The organism is Amycolatopsis sp. NPDC004772, from assembly GCF_053601215.1.
The window spans coordinates 1-20925 of sequence record NZ_JBSGBK010000077.1; the positions used below are offsets into that span (position 1 = coordinate 1).

General features: G+C 71.1%; 23 protein-coding genes. 7 read left to right on the plus strand and 16 right to left on the minus strand.

The window, feature by feature from the left end:
* Nucleotides 1-72: 72 nt before the first annotated feature.
* The 12 genes from ACWEF6_RS33185 to ACWEF6_RS33240 form a co-directional block, all read right to left on the minus strand.
* A complete protein-coding gene (locus ACWEF6_RS33185) occupies nt 73-840 on the minus strand; it encodes an enoyl-CoA hydratase family protein (protein WP_449686550.1) in 768 nt (255 codons plus the stop codon).
* Between the two features lie 37 nt (nt 841-877).
* Complete coding sequence (locus ACWEF6_RS33190) at nt 878-1381, minus strand: DUF3291 domain-containing protein (RefSeq protein ID WP_449686551.1); 504 nt, start codon at nt 1379-1381, stop codon at nt 878-880.
* A 42-nt stretch (nt 1382-1423) separates the two neighbouring features.
* The gene (locus tag ACWEF6_RS33195; protein WP_449686552.1) at nt 1424-2053 is read right to left on the minus strand and encodes a cyclase; all 630 of its coding nucleotides are present in this window, start codon (nt 2051-2053) and stop codon (nt 1424-1426) included.
* A 154-nt stretch (nt 2054-2207) separates the two neighbouring features.
* Nucleotides 2208-2945, minus strand: coding sequence for a sirohydrochlorin chelatase (locus ACWEF6_RS33200; protein WP_449686553.1), 738 nt, complete (start codon nt 2943-2945; stop codon nt 2208-2210).
* Nucleotides 2942-4204 carry a sulfate adenylyltransferase subunit 1 gene (locus ACWEF6_RS33205; RefSeq protein WP_449686554.1) on the minus strand — a complete coding sequence of 421 codons (1263 nt, stop codon included), beginning with the start codon at nt 4202-4204 and terminating at the stop codon, nt 2942-2944. The genes ACWEF6_RS33200 and ACWEF6_RS33205 overlap by 4 nt, the downstream gene beginning before the upstream one ends.
* Nucleotides 4204-5124 (minus strand): sulfate adenylyltransferase subunit CysD, encoded by a 921-nt coding sequence (gene cysD, locus ACWEF6_RS33210; RefSeq protein ID WP_310972388.1) that lies wholly within the window; start codon nt 5122-5124, stop codon nt 4204-4206. Before cysD ends, ACWEF6_RS33205 begins: the two co-directional genes overlap by 1 nt.
* A gap of 11 nt (nt 5125-5135) precedes the next feature.
* Nucleotides 5136-5831 carry a phosphoadenylyl-sulfate reductase gene (locus ACWEF6_RS33215; protein ID WP_449686555.1) on the minus strand — a complete coding sequence of 232 codons (696 nt, stop codon included), beginning with the start codon at nt 5829-5831 and terminating at the stop codon, nt 5136-5138.
* Nucleotides 5828-5977 (minus strand): eL43 family ribosomal protein, encoded by a 150-nt coding sequence (locus ACWEF6_RS33220; protein WP_086860657.1) that lies wholly within the window; start codon nt 5975-5977, stop codon nt 5828-5830. Before ACWEF6_RS33220 ends, ACWEF6_RS33215 begins: the two co-directional genes overlap by 4 nt.
* Nucleotides 5974-7668 carry a nitrite/sulfite reductase gene (locus tag ACWEF6_RS33225; RefSeq protein WP_449686556.1) on the minus strand — a complete coding sequence of 565 codons (1695 nt, stop codon included), beginning with the start codon at nt 7666-7668 and terminating at the stop codon, nt 5974-5976. The genes ACWEF6_RS33220 and ACWEF6_RS33225 overlap by 4 nt, the downstream gene beginning before the upstream one ends.
* A gap of 95 nt (nt 7669-7763) precedes the next feature.
* Nucleotides 7764-7850 (minus strand): putative leader peptide, encoded by an 87-nt coding sequence (locus ACWEF6_RS33230; protein WP_396136942.1) that lies wholly within the window; start codon nt 7848-7850, stop codon nt 7764-7766.
* Nucleotides 7851-7924: 74 nt separating this feature from the next.
* The gene (locus ACWEF6_RS33235; RefSeq protein WP_449686557.1) at nt 7925-9931 is read right to left on the minus strand and encodes a tetratricopeptide repeat protein; all 2007 of its coding nucleotides are present in this window, start codon (nt 9929-9931) and stop codon (nt 7925-7927) included.
* A 110-nt stretch (nt 9932-10041) separates the two neighbouring features.
* Nucleotides 10042-10482 carry a hypothetical protein gene (locus tag ACWEF6_RS33240; protein ID WP_449686559.1) on the minus strand — a complete coding sequence of 147 codons (441 nt, stop codon included), beginning with the start codon at nt 10480-10482 and terminating at the stop codon, nt 10042-10044.
* A 116-nt stretch (nt 10483-10598) separates the two neighbouring features.
* Between ACWEF6_RS33240 and ACWEF6_RS33245 the strand changes: the two genes are divergently transcribed.
* From ACWEF6_RS33245 to ACWEF6_RS33255, 3 genes are read left to right on the plus strand one after another with little or no spacing between them, the layout of a single operon-like run.
* Nucleotides 10599-11015: a VOC family protein gene (locus ACWEF6_RS33245; protein WP_449686560.1), complete on the plus strand. Its 417-nt coding sequence runs from the start codon at nt 10599-10601 to the stop codon at nt 11013-11015.
* Between the two features lie 46 nt (nt 11016-11061).
* Complete coding sequence (gene hemW / locus ACWEF6_RS33250; RefSeq protein WP_449686561.1) at nt 11062-12294, plus strand: radical SAM family heme chaperone HemW; 1233 nt, start codon at nt 11062-11064, stop codon at nt 12292-12294.
* 59 nt (nt 12295-12353) lie between these two features.
* The gene (locus ACWEF6_RS33255) at nt 12354-13274 is read left to right on the plus strand and encodes an NADP-dependent oxidoreductase (RefSeq protein ID WP_449686562.1); all 921 of its coding nucleotides are present in this window, start codon (nt 12354-12356) and stop codon (nt 13272-13274) included.
* Here ACWEF6_RS33255 and ACWEF6_RS33260 read toward each other — a convergent pair.
* Nucleotides 13271-13972 carry a TetR/AcrR family transcriptional regulator gene (locus tag ACWEF6_RS33260; RefSeq protein WP_449686563.1) on the minus strand — a complete coding sequence of 234 codons (702 nt, stop codon included), beginning with the start codon at nt 13970-13972 and terminating at the stop codon, nt 13271-13273. The genes ACWEF6_RS33255 and ACWEF6_RS33260 overlap by 4 nt on opposite strands.
* A gap of 90 nt (nt 13973-14062) precedes the next feature.
* Here ACWEF6_RS33260 and ACWEF6_RS33265 point away from each other — a divergent pair, with 90 nt between their 5' ends.
* From ACWEF6_RS33265 to ACWEF6_RS33280, 4 genes are all read left to right on the plus strand, one after another.
* On the plus strand, nt 14063-14473 hold the full coding sequence (locus ACWEF6_RS33265; protein ID WP_449686564.1) for an SgcJ/EcaC family oxidoreductase: 411 nt from the start codon (nt 14063-14065) through the stop codon (nt 14471-14473).
* Nucleotides 14470-14805 (plus strand): hypothetical protein, encoded by a 336-nt coding sequence (locus ACWEF6_RS33270; RefSeq protein ID WP_449686565.1) that lies wholly within the window; start codon nt 14470-14472, stop codon nt 14803-14805. The genes ACWEF6_RS33265 and ACWEF6_RS33270 overlap by 4 nt, the downstream gene beginning before the upstream one ends.
* 63 nt (nt 14806-14868) lie before the next feature.
* On the plus strand, nt 14869-15681 hold the full coding sequence (locus ACWEF6_RS33275) for a siderophore-interacting protein (protein WP_449686566.1): 813 nt from the start codon (nt 14869-14871) through the stop codon (nt 15679-15681).
* A 9-nt stretch (nt 15682-15690) separates the two neighbouring features.
* Nucleotides 15691-16920 (plus strand): serine hydrolase domain-containing protein, encoded by a 1230-nt coding sequence (locus tag ACWEF6_RS33280; RefSeq protein ID WP_449686567.1) that lies wholly within the window; start codon nt 15691-15693, stop codon nt 16918-16920.
* Here the strand turns inward: ACWEF6_RS33280 and ACWEF6_RS33285 are convergent.
* The 3 genes from ACWEF6_RS33285 to ACWEF6_RS33295 form a co-directional block, all read right to left on the minus strand.
* Nucleotides 16899-18341, minus strand: a complete 1443-nt coding sequence (locus ACWEF6_RS33285; RefSeq protein WP_449686569.1) for a type I restriction endonuclease — start codon at nt 18339-18341, stop codon at nt 16899-16901. The genes ACWEF6_RS33280 and ACWEF6_RS33285 overlap by 22 nt on opposite strands.
* Nucleotides 18342-18416: 75 nt before the next feature.
* Entirely contained in the window at nt 18417-19853 is a 1437-nt protein-coding gene (locus tag ACWEF6_RS33290; protein ID WP_449686571.1) for an alpha/beta fold hydrolase, read from the minus strand.
* A 71-nt stretch (nt 19854-19924) separates the two neighbouring features.
* Entirely contained in the window at nt 19925-20923 is a 999-nt protein-coding gene (locus tag ACWEF6_RS33295) for a TIGR03842 family LLM class F420-dependent oxidoreductase (protein ID WP_449686572.1), read from the minus strand.
* Between the last annotated feature and the right edge of the window lie 2 nt (nt 20924-20925).

Sequence of the window (20925 nt, forward strand, 5' to 3'; positions counted from 1 at the left end):
CGTTCGGTGCGTTGGACGCACCGAACGCCACATTGGGTGCGCTGGACGCAACCAACGCCACATTGGGGCGCTTCAGGCCTGGGGGACCCAGTTCGGCTTGCGCTTCTGGGCGAAGGCCAGGATGCCCTCCTGGCCTTCCTCACTGGCGAAGAACTTCGCCGACAGGCCGAGCATCTCCTCGAAGCCGTCCGAGGGGGTCGCCGGGCGGGGACGGCTCAGCAGCGCCTTCGTCTCGGCCAGCGCCTTCGGGCCGCCCGCCGCCAGCGACTTCACGAACCGGGCCACTTCGGCGTCGAGGTCGTCGGTCGCCGAGTTCAGCAGGCCGATCTCGACCGCGCGGCGGGCGTCGAAGGTGTCGCCCGTCAGGAACAGCTCGTGCGCCGCGCGCGGGTCGAGGCGCGGGAGGACGGTCAGGGAGATGATGGCCGGGACGACGCCGATGCGGACTTCGGAGAAGGCGAACGTCGCTTCCGGGACCGCCACCGCGATGTCGCACGCCGCCACCATGCCGATGCCACCCGCGCGGGCGGGGCCGGCCAGCCGGGCGACCACCGGCTTCGGGCTGGTCCACAGCTGTTCGAGGATCTTCGGGAACTCGTTCACGCCCTGGTCGCCCGCGCCGGCGCCGCGGGCCTCCTTGAGGTCCATCCCCGCGCAGAACACCGGCCCGGTGTGGGTCAGCACGATCACGCGGACGGCGTCGTCGGCGGCCGCCTTGGCCAGCGAGTCCGAGAGTTCGCGGCGCAACTGGGCCGAGAGCGCGTTGCGGTTGTGCGGGGAGTCCAGGGTGATCGTGGCGGTGCCGCCCACCACGTCGTAGTGCACCAGTTCGTCAGCCATGCCGACACCCTTGCACATCCGCCTCGCCCGCCCGGTGTTACGCGGGGCACAGCCAATCGGCCTCACCCTGCCGGGCGGCGGCGGCCGGGGAGAAGTGCTGCTTCAGCGTGAACGCCTCGGGCGTCGGACCGTGGACGCGCAGGTGCTTGATCTTCGCTTCGGCGTCGGCGGTGGTCGGCCGGTACCCGGCGGGCACCCACCACAGCGCGGTCATCACGTCCCGGACGTGGTGGAACCACTCGCGGCGGCGCTTGAGGATCGCCAGGTGCTCGCCGGAGAACACGAAGTCCGCCAGCGCTTCCACCGACGTCCACACGGACATGTTGACCAGGATCCCGGACGTGCCGCGCACGTCCCATTCGAAGGCGCGGACCGAGGTCGCGTCGCCGTCCTCGGTCTGCAGCCGCCACACGAAGCCCGGCGCGCGGTCGGCGACGGCGTTGACCGGCTCCAGGGCGTCGACGAAGTCGCGGAAGGACTCGTCGTCGAGCGGCGCCTTCATCCGGCTGATGTTGACCTGAGCGAGTTCGAAGTTCCCCATGCGATCACCCTACGGACTTTCGCCCGTAGGGTGATCCGGTGCTCAGCCGATGGTCGTCGTGGTGAAGACCGGGCTGGGGTTGGGGAAGCAGGCCGTCGGCGCGGTGAGGTCGCCGATGATCGTGCTCGCCACCGCCTTGAACGTCAGGCCCGGGTCGGTGTAGCCGGTGCCGGCCAGCTTGGTCTGGATCGTGCCCGACTGGCCCGCCTTCAGGTGCGCGGTGACGGTGGGCAGTTCGAACGTCGCGCCGCCGGCGATCGGGCCGGGGAAGCTCAGCGTGGCGACGCCGTTCGCGACCGAGATCTTCGGCGGGGTGGCGCCCAGGCCGGAACCGCCCGCCAGATCCGCGCCGACGTACGACGAGTTCGCCGGGATGGGGATCTTGAGTGCGAAGGTGTTGATGTTCTTGACCTTGTTCCCGCTCACCGTGCCCGGCACGGTGTTCGGAGCGGGATCGATGACGACGTCGAACGCCCCGCCGGGAGCGACCGTGGCGGGCGCGCTGACGTCGGCGTCCTGGTTCAGCGCCACCTTCTGCGGCCCGACGATCGGCGCGTTGGCCTGGCAGTCGAAGGTGACGCTGGTGGCCGCCGACGCCGGAGCGGCGAGAGCGAGGGGGAGTACCACGGCCGCGGTCAGCGCGGCGATCCGGGAAAAGTGAAGCGCTTTCATCTGTGTCCACCTACCTGCGGTTTCACGAGGGGAGGGAGGAAAGCTGCGCAGCCGACCCGATTGTTACCGGCAAGTTAAGTAGGACGTCAAGGATTTACCGTTCCCATGCGCGCTGGGTAACGAAAATGTGAAAAAGCCTCGCCTTTCGGCGGTGTCAGGCGTACTGGCGGAGCAACCCGCTGACTGCGGAGGCGTACCGCGCCACGACGACGTCCGCGACGCGCGGGTCGTCCGCCAGTGGCTCGGCGACGAACGCGCCCGGGTCGGCTTCACGGGCCAGCCGGGCGATCCGGTCCGGCAGCAGGCCCGGCGCCAGGAACCACGACGCGACGACCAGGTGCCGCACGCCCCGCGTCCGCAACGCGGCCGCCGCGGTGGGGATGTCCGGCTGGGTGGCGGACGCGAACGCCTCGCTCACCGGGACACCCAGCCGCTCTTCCCACCGCGCGGCCAGCGAAGCCACCACCGCGTTCGCGGAAGCGTTCGACGAACCGACCGCGCTGACCAGCACCCCCGTGCCCCCACGGTGAGGCGCCGCCGCCAGCCGGTCCAAGGCGACCGCCTCCAGCGCCGGGTCGGCGCCCAGCACGTCCGAAACCTGCACCCGGAAGCCCGGGCAGTCCGAGACGACCGAGTCGATCAACGCCGGCAGGTCGACCCGGGCGTGGAACGCGCTGCCCAGCAGCAACGGCACCACGACCGCCGTCCGGTGGCCGGAGTCGTACAACCCCCGCAGCACCTCCGTGACGAGCGGTGCGGAAAGGTCCAAAAAGGACTCGTGCACCGGCACGCCCGGAGCCTGGGCGCGCACGACGTCGACGAGCGCCCGCACGGTCGCCGCCGAGCGGGGGTCACGGCTGCCGTGCGCGACGGCGACCAGGGGTGGCGTCACGAGAAGCGCTCACCCACCAGGCCGGCCGCGAGGGTGTCGCCGTCCTTCGGGTCGATCACCAGGAACGCGCCGGTGCGCGGGCTGACGCCGTAGTCGTCGACGCCCAGCTCCTCGGCCAGCCGCAGCGTGACGCGGCCGATGTCGTTGAGCTCCAGCGACGCCGGCGAGTCCACACTGGACAGGGTCTGTTCGTCGAACCGCGCGTGCAGCTCGTCGACCAGTGCCTGCACCGTGCGGGTGCCGTGCTTGACCAGCACGCGCGCGCCCGGCTTCAGCGGCTTGGACGACAGCCAGCACAGCGTGCCGGTGATCTCGTCGGTGATCCGCGGCGGCGCGTCCGCGGCGGCGATCAGGTCGCCGCGGGAGATGTCGATGTCGTCGGTGAGCAGCAGCGTCACCGACGTCCCGGCGCCGGCCTCGGCCAGCGGTCCGTCCGCGGTGTCGATGCGTTCGACGCGGCTGCGGATGCCCTGCGGCAGCACGACGATCTCGTCGCCCGGCCGGACCGTGCCCGCCGCGATCTGGCCCGCGTAACCGCGGTAGTCGAGGTACTCCGGGGTGCGCGGCCGGATCACGTACTGCACCGGGAACCGCAGCGCCGAGTCGTGCGGATCGGGCGCGACCGGCACGTCCTCCAGGTGCTCCAGCAGGCTCGGCCCGGTGTACCACGGCGTCCGCTCCGAGCGCGTCGCCACGTTGTCGCCTTCCAGCGCCGACACCGGGATGGCGAGCACGGACCCGCGCTCGTAGCCCAGCGAAAGGGCGTGCTCGGCGAACTCCTCGGCGATCACCGTGAACGTCGCCTCGTCGTAGCCGACCAGATCGATCTTGTTCACCGCCAGCACCAGCTGCGGCACGCCCAGCAGGGCCAGCACGGCCGCGTGCCGCCGGGTCTGCTCGATGACGCCCTTGCGCGCGTCGACCAGCAGCACGGCCAGCTGCGCGGTGGACGCGCCGGTCACCGTGTTGCGCGTGTACTGCACGTGCCCCGGCGTGTCGGCCAGCACGAACGACCGCTTCGGCGTGGCGAAGTAGCGGTACGCGACGTCGATGGTGATGCCCTGCTCGCGCTCCGAGCGCAGGCCGTCGACGAGCAGCGAAAGGTCCGGTGTGGACAGTCCCTTGTCGACGGACGCGCGGGTGACGGCGTCGAGCTGGTCGGCGAGCACCGACTTCGTGTCGTACAGCAGCCGGCCGACCAGGGTGGACTTGCCGTCGTCGACGCTCCCGGCGGTGGCCAGGCGCAGCAGCGAACTCATCAGAAGTACCCCTCACGCTTGCGGTCTTCCATGGCCGCCTCGGACATCCGGTCGTCGGCGCGGGTCGCGCCCCGCTCGGTGAGCCGCGAAGCCGACACCTCGGCGATCACCTCTTCGACGGTGGCCGCGGTGGATTCGATCGCGCCGGTGCACGAACCGTCGCCGACGGTCCGGTAGCGGACGGTCAGCTCCCGGACCTCTTCGCCGGGCCGCGGGCCGCCCCACGGACCCTCGGCCAGCAGCATCCCGTCGCGCAGGTAGACCTCGCGCTGGTGCGCGTAGTAGATCGACGGCAGCTCGACCTTCTCGCGGGCGATGTAGTTCCAGACGTCGGCCTCGGTCCAGTTGGACAGCGGGAAGACGCGGACCTGCTCGCCCGGACGGTGCCGCCCGTTGTAGAGGTTCCACAGCTCGGGCCGCTGCCGGCGCGGTTCCCACTGGCCGAAGGCGTTGCGGAGGCTGAAGATCCGCTCCTTGGCCCGGGCTCGTTCCTCGTCACGCCGACCGCCGCCGAAGACGGCGTCGAACTTGTTTTCGGCGATCGTGTCGAGCAGCGGCGTGGTCTGCAGCGGGTTGCGCATCCCGTCCGCGCGCTCCTCCAGGCGCCCGTCGTCGATCCAGTCCTGCACCTTCGCGACGACCAGGCGCAGGCCGTGGCGCTCGACGACGCGGTCGCGGAACTCGATGACCTCGTCGAAGTTGTGCCCGGTGTCCACGTGCAGCAGCGGGAACGGCACCGGCGCCGGCCAGAACGCCTTGATCGCCAGGTGCAGCAGCAGCGTGGAATCCTTGCCGCCGGAGAACAGGATCACCGGGCGGTCGAACTCGCCGGCCACCTCCCGGAAGATGTGGATGGCCTCGGACTCCAAGGCCGCCAGGTTGTCTTGTGCCGCATCGGTCGCGGGCTCCAAGGTCGTCATGCGTCCCTTCCTCAGCCGTGCAGTCCGCACTCGGTCTTGCTCTGCCCCGCCCACCGGCCGCTGCGCGGGTCCTGCCCCGGCTCCACGCGAGCCGTGCAGGGCGCGCAGCCGATCGACAGGAACCCGATCGACACCAGCGGGTTCTCGAGAATCCCGTGCTCGCGGATGTAGCCGTTGAACTCGTCGTCGGTCCACGCCGCGATCGGGTTGATCTTGACCAGGCCGTTGCGGTCGTCCCAGGTGACGATCGGGGTGTTCGCGCGGGTCGGGGCGTCCACGCGCCGGACGCCGGTCACCCACGCCGAGTAGTTCGCCAGCGTCTTGCGCAGCGGCACGACCTTGCGCAGGTTGCAGCACAGCGTGGCGTCGCGGTCGTGCAGCTTCGGGCCGTACTCCGCGTCCTGCTCGGCGACGCTCTGCGCGGCCTGCGCGTTCACGATCTTCACGTCCGGGTAGACCGTCTGGACGGCGTCGCGCGTGCCGATCGTCTCCGGGAAGTGGTAACCGGTCTCCAGGAACAGAACGTCCACATCGGACTTCACCTTGGTGGCGAGGTCGATCAGCACGGCGTCCTGCATGTTGGACGCGACGATGAAGTCGTCGCCGAACGTGTCGACGGTCCAGCGCAGCGCTTCTTCCGCGGTCGCGTCGGCGAGTTCCCGCGAAGCGCGTTCGGCGAGGGTCTTGTAGTCGGCGGTGGCGGTCATCGGGATACCTCCGGAAGGGACAGTCCGAGGAACTTGACCGAGAAAACCCGGCGACAAGCAGAACACAGCCAGCCGCCGTTCTCTTCCGGCCGGAGGTCCTCGTCGCCGCAATAGGGGCAGTAGTACGGCGCCGCGCGTTCGGTCACTGGAGCGCGCTTTCGTCGGCGCGGGCAGCCCACTGCGCGAACCGCTCGCCGTCTTCGCGCCCGGCGACGTAATTGCGCACGACCCGTTCGACGTACCCGGTCAGCTCGCCCGAAGTCACCTTGTGGCCGCGCAGCTTCCGGCCGAACCCGGCGTCGAGGCCGAGCCCGCCGCCGAGGTGCACCTGGAAGCCCTCGACCTGGTTGCCGTCGGCGTCGGTGACGATCTGGCCCTTGAGGCCGATGTCCGCGGTCTGGATCCGCGCGCAGGAGTTGGGGCAGCCGTTGAGGTGCACGGTCACCGGCGTGTCGAGGCCGTCCTGGATGTCGGCGAGGGACTTCTCGAGGTCCGCGACGAGCTGTTGCGCGCGGGCCTTCGTCTCGACGATGGCGAGCTTGCAGAACTCCAGCCCGGTGCAGGCCATCACGCCGCGCCGCCACGGCGACGGCTTCGTCTCCAGACCCAGTTCGGCCAGTTCGGCGGACAGGGTGGCGACCTGGGCCTCGGGGACGTCGAGCACGACGAGCTTCTGCTGCGGGGTGAGCCGCACCCGGCCGGAGCCGGCCCGCTCGGCGGCCTTGGCGACGGCGACCAGCGTGCCGCCGCTGGACCGGCCGGCGATCGGTGCGGCGCCGACGTAGAACTTGCCGTCGACCTGGGGGTGCACGCCGACGTGGTCGATCGGGACGGCGGGGTCCACCGGTGGCGGGCCGTCGATCAGCTCGCGCTTGAGGTACTCGTCCTGCAGCACCTGCCGGAACTTCTCCGCGCCCCAGTCCTTGACCAGGAACTTGATCCGGGCCCGCGAGCGCAGCCGCCGGTAGCCGTAGTCGCGGAAGATCGAGATGACGCCTTCCCAGACGTCCGGGACCTCGGCCAGGGGGATCCAGGCGCCGAGGCGCTGCCCGAGCATCGGGTTGGTGGACAGGCCGCCGCCGACCCAGACGTCGAAGCCGGGCCCGTGTTCGGGGTGGTCCACGCCGACGAAGGCGACGTCGTGGATCTCGTGGGCGACGTCGGGCTGGCCGGAGATCGCGGTCTTGAACTTGCGCGGCAGGTTGGCGAATTCCGGCTTGCCGATGTAGCGGCGCTTGATCTCCTCGATCGCCGGGGTGCCGTCGATCACCTCGGCCGCGGCGATGCCCGCGACCGGCGAGCCGAGGATGACGCGCGGGCTGTCGCCGCAGGCTTCCATCGTGGTCATGCCGGCGTTCTCGAGCTTGGCCCAGATGGCCGGGACGTCTTCGATCCGGATCCAGTGGTACTGGATGTTCTGCCGGTCGGTGATGTCGGCGGTGTCGCGCGCGTACGCCTGCGAGATCTCGCCGAGCACGGTGAGCTGCTCGGTGGTCAGCGCGCCGCCGTCGATGCGGACCCGCAGCATGAAGTAGCGGTCGTCGAGCTCCTCGGGCTCCAGCGTCGCCGTGCGGCCGCCGTCGATCCCCGGCTTGCGCTGGGTGTAGAGGCCGAACCAGCGGAACCGCCCGCGCAGGTCACCCGGGTCGATGGCGTCGAATCCGCGGTGGGCGTAGATGTTTTCGATGCGCGCCCGCACGTTGAGCGGGTGGTCGTCCTTCTTGGACCGCTCGTTCGGGTTCAGCGGCTCCCGGTAACCGAGCGCCCACTGCCCTTCACCGCGCTTCTGCTTGGCACGCGCGGGGCGGGCTGGGGTCTGGCGCGTGGGCGTGGTCATGAGGGTGTCCTCCGGGGCGGTTGGGAGGGCGTGGGCCGCGCGGCAGCGTTGCCGTGCGCGACCAGTGCCCGGTCCGTCGTGGTGGTGGCGGGGAGTCAGCGGGACACGACACAGAGTGCGCTCGCCACACGCCGGAGGTCGACGTGGCGGCGGGCCACCAGGCGGATTCCGGCGCGAGTCACGTCGCCAGCGTCTCACGTGCCCACAATGTGGTCGAGCCCCGTCCGGATGTTGGGACCGGGCTCACTCAAGCCGTCTACCTGGCCTTTTGACCGCGAACGCCGGTCCGTGGCCGCGGGGGCACCATGGTCGTCCAGTGGGCGAGGTTCGCGCGGGCGACCGCGGCCTCGGGGTGCTGGGGACCGAGCACCCGGTCGAACGTCGGCAGCAGTTCGGTGAGCTGGTCGCGCGCCTCGCCCGGATCGCCGGCTTCGCCGGTCCAGTGGGCCAGGTTGTGCCGGGTGGTGAGGGTGAAGGGGTGCAGCGCGCCGAGCAGGTTCCGGCAGGCGGGCAGCAGGCTGACGAACTCGTCGCGGGCTCGCGCCGCGTCCCCGGCTTCGCCGGTCCAGTGGGCGAGGCTGCCGCGGACGGTGAACGTGTCGAGGTGGTGTGGGCCGAGCACCCGTTCGGTGATCGGGAGCAGCGCGAGGAACTCGTCACGCGCGGCGGTCGGCGAGCCGGTCCGGCCGATCCACTGGGCGAGGCTGCCGCGGACGGCGAGCGTACCGGGATCCCGGTGGCCGAACAGCCGGACGTAGGTTTCGTGCAGGGCCGCGTACTTCTCGCGGGCGCCCGCCGGATCGCCCGATTTCCCGCTCCAGTTGGCGAGGTTGCCGAGCGCGGTCAGGGTGAGCGGGTGTTCGGGACCGAGCACCTCTTCGCAGACCGGCAGCAGTGCGGCGCACCCGGCGAGCGCGGTGGCGGTGTCGCCGGACACCGCCGTCCAGTACGCCAGGTTGTTGCGGGTGGTGAGGGTGACGGGGTGCCGCGGGCCCAGCACGGTTTCGCAGAGCGGGACCAGGGCCGCGAACTGCGCCTGCGCGTCGCCCGCGTTGCCGGCCTGCCCGGTGCGGTCGGCGAGGTCGAGGCGCGTGGCCAGGGTTTCGGGCGAGCCGGGATCGAGGTGCTCCAGCAGCGCCCGCAGGTGCGTGTGCACGACGTTCCACCGGTTCAGTGCCTCGGCGTCGTCCAGCACGCCCGGGGTGATCTCCAGCAGGAGCTCGTGGGCCGCCCGCGCCCAGTCGTCGGCCGTTCCCTCGGCCACCAGCTGTTCGCGGTTGACCGCCTGGAGCAGCCGGTGCACGTCGACCGCCTGCTGCCCGTCGGTCGTGGTGCACAGGCTGTAGGACAGCAGCTCGCCCACCGCCCGGTGCCGGGCCAGCTCGTTTTCGAGCAGCGGCCGCAGCCGGGGTTCCAGCGACGCCGGCAGCGCGATGTAGGCCGGGTCGGGGGGAGCCAGCAGCAGGGCGACGGGAATCGCGTCGGAGGCGTAGCAGCACAGCAGGTTCAGCACCGCGCGGGCGGTGGCGGGGAGGCGCTCGATGGCCAGCTGCCAGGTGGTGGCCACGGTGTGCGGGTAGTCGTCGCCGAGCCGTCCTTCGCGGTGGAGCTCGGCGCGGTTCTTCCGGTACAGCCGCAGGTAGGTCCCCAGGTCGAGGGCGTTGGCGCGGGCGAACGACCCGGCCTGGACCAGCGCCAGCGGCAGCCGGTCCACTTCCCGCGCGAGGGCGACCGCGCGGGCGCGGTCGTCGTCCGGTTTCAACGAGAGGAGCAGGTCGGCGGCGGCGTCGAGGCCGAGCTTGGTCACGCGCACCAGCAGCGGGTCGGGCCAGTGCGTCGCCCGGCTGGTCACCAGCACCAGGCCGGTGCCCGCGGCCGGGATCAGCGGGGTGGCGGCGGCCGGTTCGGTGACGTTGTCGAGGACCAGCAGCCACGGCTTGGGCTGCCGGGCGAGCGCGGCGTGGGCCGCGGTCACCGCGTCCTGGATGTGCCGGGCCCCGTCCGGGTTCAGCAGTTCCAGCAGGGCGCGGAACTCCCGGTCGACCGCCGCCGGGTCCTCGGCGTGCACCCACCACACGACGCCGTAGTCCGCCCGGTGCCGGCCGGCGTACGCGCGGGCCAGGCTCGTCTTGCCGACGCCGCCGAGCCCGGCCAGCACCCGCACCACCGGGCGGCCGGGCCGGCCGGCGGCGGCCGCGTGCAGCCGCCGGAGTTCGTCGTCGCGGCCCACGATCGGGGCGAGCTGGTTGATCTGCGGCGACACCGGGGTGTCCGGGGCGAAGCCGGCGGTCCGGCCGGACGCGGCGACGAAGACCTGGCCCGCCGTGCCGATGGCGGTGCCGGAGTGGGCGGCGTGCAGCGAGCCGGACGCGGTCAGCCCTGCGACCGGTCCGGCCCCCGAGGGTCCCCGAGCGTCACCTGCCCGCCGGTCACGCCGCCGATCGAGATGCCGCCGTGGTCGGCGCGGACGTCACCGTGGACGACCACGGCGTGCGAGCCGGCGGTCGATTCCAGGCCGGCCACCGCCTGCTCGATCGCGGCGGTGAAGTCCGGGTCCTGCTCCACGGCGTCCTCGAGGGCCAGCCGGACCCGCGCCTGCGTCCGGGTGCCCACTTCGCCGGTCTTCGCGGCTTCGTCCCGCAGCTTCGCCAGCGCCGGATCGTCGCCCAGCTTGGCCGCGACCAGGTCGTGCAGCCGGTCGAGCCCCGCGTCGACGGCCCGATCGACTTCGGCGTCGACCCGCTTGCCCACCCGGCCCGCCTTGCGCACGGCCCACGCGATGAGCCAGCCGACCGCGACTTCGAGACCCGTCATACCGGAGAAGTCGCATGCGATAGCGGAGCGTTACGGCCGGGAATCTCGCTTGCACCCTGTTTACCACTATGATTAGAGTACTACGGACACAGTGATTTGAGGGAGAGGATCCGCTGATGCAGGTCAAGGGTTTCGGGGCGGGCTACCTGGTCGACGACGTCGCCGCGACCACCCGCTTCTACGCGGACGTCGTCGGCCTGCCGGTCACCGTCGAGCTCGACTGGTTCGCCAGCGTCAACGCCGGCGCGCCGGGGTACGAGATCAGCTTCGTGCAGCGGGGGCACGAGTCGGTGCCGCCGGCCCACCGCGCGCGGGAGGCGGCCGGGCTGATGTTCGGCCTCGTCGTCGAAGACGCCCGCGCCGAGGCGAACCGGCTGGAAGAGGCGGGGGTCGAGCTGGTCACCCCGGTCATCGACGAGGTCTACGGGCAGCGGCACTTCTACGTCGCGGATCCGAACGGCGTGCTGCTCGACGTCATCGAGCTGATCCCGGTCGATCCGGACTGGGCGGCGGCCAACCTCCCGGCGTCGTAACAGGTGTTAACCCGATCGGCCCCTTGAGGCGACCGGGCGTGACGGGGTGGACAATTCGAGCGTGCCCCAGCTGCGTCCCGACCCCGCCACACCGATCGATCCGGCGTTGCCGGAAAGCGCGCTGAAGGGGCTGGGCAGCAGAGCGTTCGGGGTGTACGTGCACGTCCCGTTCTGCGCCACGCGCTGCGGGTACTGCGACTTCAACACCTACACCGCGGGCGAGCTCGACACCGGTTCGTCGCCGCAGTCCTGGCTCGAAGGGCTGCGGCGCGAACTCGAACTCGCCGCGCGCGTGCTCGTCGTGCCGCCCGCCGCCGACACCGTGTTCGTCGGCGGCGGCACGCCGTCGCTGCTGGGCGCGGACGGGCTGCGGTCGGTGCTCGACGCCGTCCGCGACGTCTTCGGGCTGGCGCCGGGGGCCGAGGTGACGACGGAATCGAACCCGGAGTCGACGTCGCCGGAGTTCTTCGCCGGCATCCGCGAAGCGGGCTACACGCGGGTGTCGCTGGGCATGCAGTCGGCCGCGCCGCACGTGCTGAAGATCCTCGACCGCGTGCACACCCCGGGCCGCCCGGGCGCGGCGGCCGCCGAAGCGCGCGCGGCCGGGTTCGACCACGTGAACCTCGACGTGATCTACGGCACGCCGGGGGAGCGCGCCGACGACCTGCGGGCGACGCTCGACGCCGTGCTGGCCGCCGGCGTCGACCACGTCTCGGCGTACGCGCTGATCGTCGAGGAGGGCACGGCGCTGGCCCGCCGCGTCCGCCGGGGCGAGCTGCCGGCGCCGGACGACGACGTCCTGGCCGCGGACTACGAGATGATCGACGCCATGCTGTCCTCGGCCGGGCTGCGCTGGTACGAGGTGTCGAACTGGGCGGCGTCCGACGCGGCCCGCTGCCGGCACAACCTCGGCTACTGGCGGGGTGACGACTGGTGGGGCGCCGGTCCGGGCGCGCACAGCCACGTCGGCGGGGTGCGCTGGTGGAACGTCAAGCACCCGGCCCGGTACGCGGCGCTCCTGGCCGCCGGCGACTCGCCCGCGGGCGGGCGCGAGGTGCTCACCGACGACGACCAGCACCTCGAGCGGATCATGCTCGAACTGCGCGTCGCCGAGGGGCTGCCGCTCGACGTGCTCGACGAGCCGGGGCTGGCCGAGGCGCGGGCGGCCGCGGCCGAAGGACTGCTCGATCCGTCCGCTTTGGACTCCCGGGGCCGCGCGGTGCTCACCGACCGCGGCCGGCTGCTGGCCGACGGCGTGGTCCGCCGCCTCGCCGGGTAGGGATTAAAACCGGGAGCCGGGTCGTTGCTTGTATTCAGCAACGACTTAGAGGAGGCCCCATGGCGCGCGCGATCAGGTTCGACGAATACGGCGACGTGGAGGTCCTGCGGGTCGAGGACGTCCCCCGGCCGGTCCCAGGACCGGGCCAGGTGCTCGTCGAGGTGCGGGCCGCCGGGATCAACCCGGGCGAGGCCGCCATCCGGCAGGGATTCCTGCACGAACGCTTCCCGGCGACGTTCCCTTCGGGACAAGGCAGCGATTTCGCGGGGGTTGTCGCGTCGCTCGGCGAAGGCGTCTCGGACATCGCTGTCGGCGACGAGGTGATCGGGTTCGTCGACACGCGGTCGAGCCACGCCGAGTTCGTCGTCGCCGAGGCCGAGAACCTCACGCCGCGGCCGGACGGTGTGCCGTGGGAGGTCGCCGGTTCGCTGTTCGTCGCCGGCACGACCGCGTACGCCGCGGTGGCCGCGGTCTGCCCGCGAGAGGGTGACACCGTCGTCGTCTCGGGCGCCGCGGGCGGGGTCGGCTCCCTGGCTGTCCAGCTCGCGAAGCTGGCCGGGGCCACGGTGATCGGCCTGGCCGGCGAGGCGAACCACGAGTGGCTGCGCGGGCTCGGCGTCATCCCGGTCGCCTACGGCGAGGGCGTGCTGTCGCGGATCCGGGAAGCCGCGCCTTCCGGCGTGCACGCGTTCGTGGACACCTTCGGCTCCGGGTACGTGGAACTGGCGCTCCACCTGGGCATCCACCCGGGACGGATCGACACGATCATCGACTGGGCCGCGGCCGAGAAGTACAACGTCAAGACCGACGGCAACGCGGCGGGCGCGTCGGCCGACGTCCTGCGCGAGCTGGGTCTGCTGCTGGACAAGGGATTGCTGGAGCTGCCGATCGCCCGGGTGTTTCCGCTGGAGGAGGTCCGGGACGCCTACCGCGAGCTGGAGCGGCGGCACACCCGCGGCAAGATCGTGCTGCGGCCCTAGTTCTTCGCCAGGACCTTCAGCCCGGCGAGGTACGCCTCGAGCGCGAACTCGAGGCGTTCCTTCGCCGTTTCCGCGGAAAAGAACTCGCCGGCCTGCAGCAGGTTGGGGAACGACTCGGCGGGCAGTGACCGCATGTACGCGACCATCTGCCGGCCGCGTTCGCCGGCTTCGGCCTGGTCGATCTCGCCCCAGGTCCAGCCGCTTGCTTCGTAGGCGTACGCCTTGGCGTAAAGGGAAAGGGCGTCGCCCGCGAAGGTTGCCTGCTTGAGCGTCAGCCCACCGGCGCGAAGCAGGGCGAGCATGCCCTCGCCCTGCTTCAGCGAGTTGGGCGTGACCGGTACGGCGATGTCCCACGCGATGCGCGCGATGCCGCGGTGCGCGGCCATCACCTGGATCTGGTCGCGGACGAGGTCCTTGACCTGCTCGTCCCAGCGCGCCGGGTCCGGCTCGGGGACCAGCACGTCGGCGAGCACGGCGTCGAGCATCAGCTCCGCCAGTTCTTCCTTGTTCGACACGTGCGCGTAGAGCGAGGCGGGCCCGGTCTCCAGTTCCTGGGCGATCCGCCGCATGGTGACCGCGTCGAACCCCTCGTCGTCCAGGACGATCAAGGCCGCTCGGACGATCGAGGCCTGGGAAAGAACGGGTTTCGCGGCACGGCGGCGGGGAGCGCTGCGCCACGGCGGCGGGGGAACGGTCACCCGAACACTGTACTTGACGCGAACGGCGTTCGAGAGTAGAACGGTGTTCGTGAGGCGAACGATGTTCGTAGGGGCTGTTTCAAGGGGGTCGTGATGACTGCTGTTGCCGAAGTTCGCGGGGTGCTGGGCCGGCTTGCCGACGCGTGGAACGCCGGTGATGCCGCCGCATACGGGCGGCTCTTCACCGAGGATGCGGACTACGTGACGTTCTTCGGGATGAACTTCCCGGGCCGGGAAGCGATCGAGAGCTCGCATCGGGCGCTGTTCGAGGGGCCGTTGCGAGGGTCGAAGCTGACCGGGTCGCTCGGCGGGGAAGCGAAGGTGCGGTTCGTCCGGCCGGATGTCGCGGTGGCGGTCGTCGGCGGCGGTTCGTCGCTGTCCGGGGCGGCGGTCGCCGACGAAGGGCGCGAGTCGACCGTGTCCTTCGTGCTCGTCCGGGAGGAGGGCGAGTGGCTGATCACGGCGTTCCAGAACACGCGGGTTTCGGATCCACGCGGGTGAAAACGCTTGCGGAGGCGTCGGGGGTGGTCGCGCGGCCGCCCGCCGAGGTGTTCGAACGGCTGCGGCTGATGCTGGGCGGCGGTGGCCACCCGATGCGGATGGAGATCGACCGGGAGCGCGGGTGCGTCGCGGTGCAGGGCGGCTGGTGGTACCGGGGCGAATACCGCGTCACGGCCGATCCGGCGGGGGCGCGCGTCGAGCACCGGGTGGTCAACGCGGCGTCGTGGGGCCGATGGGGAGTGCCGTTGGCGAACCGGTTTTTCTTCGGGTTCCGGAAGGAGGTGACCAGGGGGTTCGGGAGGTTGCTCGCGGAACTGAGCACACCTGAGTAGCCCCGTGCCGATTTCGGCGCGTAGGCTGACTTAGGTAAGCCTTAGCGATGGTTGGAGTGGCCGATGGCTGAAGCACCCCGGCGGTCCGGGCGTCCCGCGGCGCGGCTGCGGGTGCTGCGGACCGAGCGGCTGACCCCGCACATGATCCGGATCGTCGCGGGCGGCGAGGGGATCGCGCAGTTCACGCCGAACGAATTCACCGACGCCTACGTGAAGGTGCTGTTCAAGGTCCCCGGGGTCGAGTACCCGGAGCCGTTCGACGTCCAGGAGTGCCGGGCGACGATGCCGCGCGAGCACTGGCCGCGGCAGCGTTCGTACACGGTGCGCGCGTTCGACGCGCAGGCCGGCGAGCTCGTCCTCGACTTCGTCCACCACGGTGACGAGGGCATCGCGGGCCCGTGGGCGGCCTCGGCCCAGCCGGGTGACGAGCTGCTGGTGCTGGGCCCGGGCGGGGCGTACGCGCCCGGCGCCGAGGCGGACTGGCACCTGCTGGCGGGAGACGAGAGCGCGTTGCCGGCCATCGCGTCGTCGCTCGAAGCGCTGCCCGCCGGCGTCCCGGCCCACGCGGTGATCCTGGTCGAAAACGAGGCCGAGGAGCAGCCGCTGGTCACGAAGGCGGACGCGCAGATCACGTGGCTGCACCGGGCATCGGGCGGCGACGTCGCGGCGGCGGTGCGCGAGCTGCCGTGGCCCGAGGGCGTCGTCCAGGCGTTCGTCCACGGCGAGGCGGGCTTCGTGCGCGAGCTGCGGCGCTACCTGCTCGACGAGCGCGGCGTGCGACGCGAGCTGCTGTCGATCTCGGGTTACTGGCGCTACGGCAAGAACGACGAGGCGTGGCGCGAGGAGAAGGCGGCCGAGCGGGCGCGGGAGAAGTAGCCTCGCCGCATGGCGGATTTCGAAGTGGACGTCGACCCGGCCGAGGCCGGCTTCGACGCGGCGCGGCTGGCCCGGATCGACCGGCATTTCGACCGGTATGTCGAGGATGGACGGTTGCCGGGCTGGCTCGCGGTGGTGAGCAGGCACGGCCGCATCGTCCACCTCGGCCGCGGCGGCTCCCGGGACGTCGAGGCGTCCTCGCCGGTGGAGACCGACACGCTGTGGCGCATCTTTTCGATGTCCAAGCCGATCACCTCGGTCGCGGCGATGATGCTGGCCGAAGAGGGCCTGCTGGAGCTGGACGACCCGATCTCGCGCTGGTTGCCCGAGTTCGCTGCGCCGCGGGTGTACGTCAAGGGATCGGCGCTGGCGCCGCTGACCGAGCCGGCCACTTCGCCGATCCGCGTGTGGCACCTGCTGACGCACACGGCGGGCCTCACGTACGGCTTCCACCACGGCCACCCGGTGGACGCGATCTACCGCGCGGCGGGCTTCGAGTGGGGCACCCCGCCGGGTCTCGACCTGGCGGCGTGTTCGGAGCAGTGGGCCAAGCTGCCGCTGCTGTTCCAGCCGGGAACGGAGTGGAACTACTCGATCGCCACCGACGTCCTCGGCCGGCTCGTCGAAGTGGTGTCAGGCCAGCCGCTGGACGAGTTCTTCGAGTCCCGCATCTTCGCCCCGCTGGGCATGACGGACACGGGTTTCGTGGCATCGTCCCCCTCCCGCTTGGCGGCGATGTACGTCCGAGACCCGGCATCGGGCCGAGCAGTCCGCAACGACGCATTCGGCCGCATGGGAGCATCCCGCCCGGACTGCCTCTCCGGCGGCGGCGGGTTGGTGTCCTCGGCCCGGGACTACTGGCGTTTCACGGAGATGCTCCTCCGAGGCGGCGCCCTCGACGACGTCCGGCTGCTGTCCCCGCGAACGGTGGCGTTGATGGTGAGCAACCACCTACCGGGCCGGGTGGACCTGGAGGCTTTCGGCCGTCCCCTGTTCGCGGAGATGCCTTTCGACGGCCACGGCTTCGGCCTCGGCTTCTCGGTCCTGGAGGACCCGGTGAAGGCCCGAACGTTGTCGTCCCCGGGCGAATTTGCCTGGGGAGGAGCGGCATCGACGGCCTTCTGGGTGGACCCGGACGAGGACCTGACGGTGGGCTTCTACACGCAACTGCTCCCCTCGAGCACCTACCGCCTCCGTCCCCAGCTGCGGCAGCTGGTCTACCAGGCGCTGGTGGACTGAGCCGGCGCCGGTTCCGGCGTGCGCACGGTGGCGAGGTACCTCGCCACCGTGCTCCTCAAGTGGTCGGCGTGCTGGTAGATGTCCTCGACCGCACTGATCGGCAGGCGGGTTTCGACCTTGTTCTCGTCGAACACCCCGAGGTACTTCTTCGACCGGTTGAACCAGAGCCGCGCGATCGGTTTGCGGTTGTTGTCGTCCAGCAGCACGCCGAAGTAGGTCTTGGTGTCCCGAGCCGCCACCCGCGCGGCGGCGACCTCACCGCAGACGATGGCGCGGACGATCCGGTAGCCCTCGAGTTCTTCCTCGGTCGTGACGACCCGCTCGGTGTCATCGGCCACCCCGGCTGCCCCGGCCTCGACGGCCGGCGCCGGCTCAGGCTGCTCCGGCTCGATGACGCTGCCGCTCGACACGCTCACGTAGGAGTCGGGCCCGCCGAGGGCGTTCTTCAGGCGGTCGTTGACCTGCTCGTTCAGGAACTGGCGAGCCGCTTTGGCCACCAACGGACCGAACTGGTCACGGACCCGCTGCGTGAACGCGCCTTCGTACACCCGCGTGGTCAGGAACTTCACCCATTCGTCCTCGGGCTCCTTGAACTGAGCCGCGAGAATGCGCTTCAACTGCCCGATGTACTTCAGTTCGCCCGCGGCGCTGATGACGGAGTCCAGGTCGAAGGACTCCTTGGTGAGCTTGGCCAATTCGGGCAGCAGGGTGTCGTCGATGTCGGCGAAATCGAGCACCAGGAACGGCTTCGCGTCCATCCGGTTCGGGGCGTCGAGGTCGGTGTAGAACTCGTACACCTGCCCGTTCGTCAGGACGGCGATACGGGCATTCGTCACGGCGAAGTAGCGGAACAGCTGTGAAGCGTGCTCGATCCGGAGCGGATCATTGATCTTCTTGGCCTCGACGAGGACCTGCACCTGACCGTTGTGTACGATCGCGTAGTCGATCTTCTCGCCCCGCTTGGTCCCGACATCGGCGGTGAACTCGGGGATGACTTCGGCCGGGTTGAACACGTCGTAACCCAGGACGGTGCTGATGAACGGCATCACAAAGGCGTTCTTGGTCGCCTCTTCGGTTTCGATGCCGTCCTTGTGCTTGCGGATCTTCAAGGCGAGTGCCTGCGCGCGCTCAGCGATGTCCATGCCGGTGCCGTTCTGTGCGGGAATCAGTCCGGATCTCGAAGAAGATCGTCCGGTTACGGGGATGCCCTGTCTGGATCGGTTGGGTTCGTTGCGTCTGTTACTGGCCGCGGGAAAGAAATCAGGAGATTGGTCCACGGCGGTCGAGTTGGGGCGGAAAATCTTGACCGCCCTCGCCCGTGGTCCTCGGGAATGCAGGGACCGGATCGCCGCGGCGCTCCGCGGGGGCGGGTCGTCGTCGCCACCGCGGAGCCGTCCGCGACGACGCCCGCCGTGCCCCATTCGCTCCGGCTGGCGCTCGGCTCGGTCGGGCTCGCCGAGCTGCGCGACGCCCTGGAGGACATCCGGCAGGGAGCCTCAGCCGAACGGGCCTCGGTCCGGTGCGCAGACGGTGCCCGGCGCCGGGACTGCGCCCGTGCCGAAGTAGCGGTCCAGCCAGCCGTCGATGCACGCGCTCTTTCCGCGGGCGCCGTGGCCGTACGTGTCGAGGCTCAGCAGGCGTGCGTTCCCCAGCAGGCGCTCGGTTCGCTGCGCTCCCGCGTACGGCGTCTCCAGGTCGCCCTGGCGGTTGGCCAGCAGGAGGATCGGGGCCGTCGGGCGGTTCCACGGTCCCGCGTAGCGGCCCGGATCTCTCACGTCCCAAGTTGCGCACGGCAGCGTCTTGTAGACGTCGAACGGCCCGAAGCCCCGCCCTACTTCGTCCGCGCGCCGGGCGTAGTTCCACCACACGGCCGGGTCACGAGGATTCGCCGCGTCCGAACAGAGCGTGGCGCCGCCGCCCAGGAGGGAGTCGATGTCCGGTGGGCCGCCCTGTGCTGCCGGGGCGGGAGATGCCGGATCCGCCAGAGCCTGGAGGAAGGCCGCCAGGCGGGGAGCGGACTGGGCGTCGGTCAGGTAGTCGTGGATACGGGCGATCGCGCCCTGGTAGGTGACGACCACTTGGCGCCCGGTCGTGTCGGTCACCGTGATCGGGCCGCGCTCGAGCCGGTCGAGAATTGCCGGGTAGTCGAACGGGCAACGGGCGCCGCAGGCGGCCAGGAAGGATTCGAGCGCTCGCGGGGCGTCCGCGAAGCCGTGCAGGCGGTAACTCATCGGGGCGGCGCCGGTCGACCAGCGCACCGGGTCGTCGACCGCGTCGAGGGCCAGTGTGCCGACCCGGCCGGGGAACAGGTTCGCGTACGTCTCGCCGAGGTACGTGCCGTACGACTTGCCGTAGTACCGCAGCTTCGGCTCGCCGAACGCCGCGCGCAGCCGGTCCAGGTCGCGGGCGATCGTTCCGGTCGAGAGGTGGTTCGCCAGCGGACCGGCGTTCCGCTCGCAGAGGTCGGTGACCACGCGGGTGTCGGCGATCTGCTGCTGTTCGGCCGCGCGGGTCAGCGGGAACGTGCCGAGGGCTCGTTGCAGGACTTCCAGCTGGGAGGGATCGGTGAAGCAGCTGATCTTCGCACTCGCGCCGACGCCGCGCGGGTCGAACCCGACGATGTCGAAGCGGGCGTGCAACGCCGGTGTCAGCGCCGGCGCGAACCGGCCGGACGAGCCGGGGCCGCCCGGGTTGTAGAAGATCGTGCCCAGCTTGTGGGCCTGGTCGGTGGCGGGCAGGCGACCCACCGCGAGGCGGACCGTGCCCGCCGATGGGTCCTGATAGGACAGTGGGACGTCGAGGTGGCCGCATTCGTAGCCGGCCGGGCAGGAAGCTTCCCAGACGATCGGTGCGGGGCTCGCCGCGGCCGCGGGCGCAATTCCGGCGACTGCGCTCGCGACGGCCCCCAGGGCCAGCGCAACACGAAGGTTCATCACCCGATCGTCCCGGCACCGGGACCGGGGACGCGCTGGTGCGCGCCCCCGGATCCGCGGTGGGGCGGGCCCTACGCGGTGAGCTTCGGGATGATCTGCGTCCCGTAGGACGCCAGCGTCGCCTCCCGGTCGTCGTGCATCAGGTACAGCGAGAACTGGTCGACACCCAGCTCGGCCAGCTCCTGCAGCCGTTCGACCTGGGCCGAGGCCGGCCCCAGCAGGCAGAACCGGTCGACGATCTCGTCCGGGACAAACTCCGTCGACGGGTTGCCCGCCTTGCCGTGGTGGCTGTAGTCGTACCCCTCCCGCTCGCGGATGTAGTCCGTCAGCTCCCGCGGTACCGCCCCCGACGAGCCGTACCGCGCCACCAGGTCGGCGACGTGGTTGCCGACCATCCCGCCGAACCAGCGCAGCTGTTCGCGCTGGTGCGGCAGATCGTCGCCGACGTACGCCGGGGCCGCGACGCAGATCGTGATGCCGCCCGGGTCCCGGCCGGCCGCCCGGGCGGCGTCGCGGACCGCGCCGATCGTCCAGCGCGCGATCGCCGGGTCGGCGCACTGCAGGATGAAGCCGTCGGCGTGCTCGCCGACCGTCTGCAGCGCCTTCGGCCCGTACCCGGCCATCCACATCTCCAGGCGGCCGTTGCGGATCCACGGGATCTGCACGGTCTTGTCGTTCATCGTCACCGCGCGGCCTTCGGCCAGGTCCTTGACCACGCGCATGCAGTCGCGCACGGTGGCCAGGGTGGACGGCGGCTTCCCGACGACCCGGTGCGCGGAGTCGCCGCGGCCGATGCCGCAGACCGTCCGGTTGCCGTACATGTCGTTGAGCGTGGCGAACGTCGACGCCAGCACCGACCAGTCCCGCGTGCCCGGGCTGGTCACCATCGGCCCCACCACGAGGGACGACGTCGCCGCCAGGATCGCCGAGTAGATGACGAACGGTTCCTGCCACAGCACGCAGGAGTCGAACGTCCAGCCGTAGCGGAACCCGCAGTCCTCGGCGTCCTTCATCAGCCGCACGACGTCCCGCGCGGGCGGGTCGGTCTGCAGCACGATCCCGAAGTCCATGC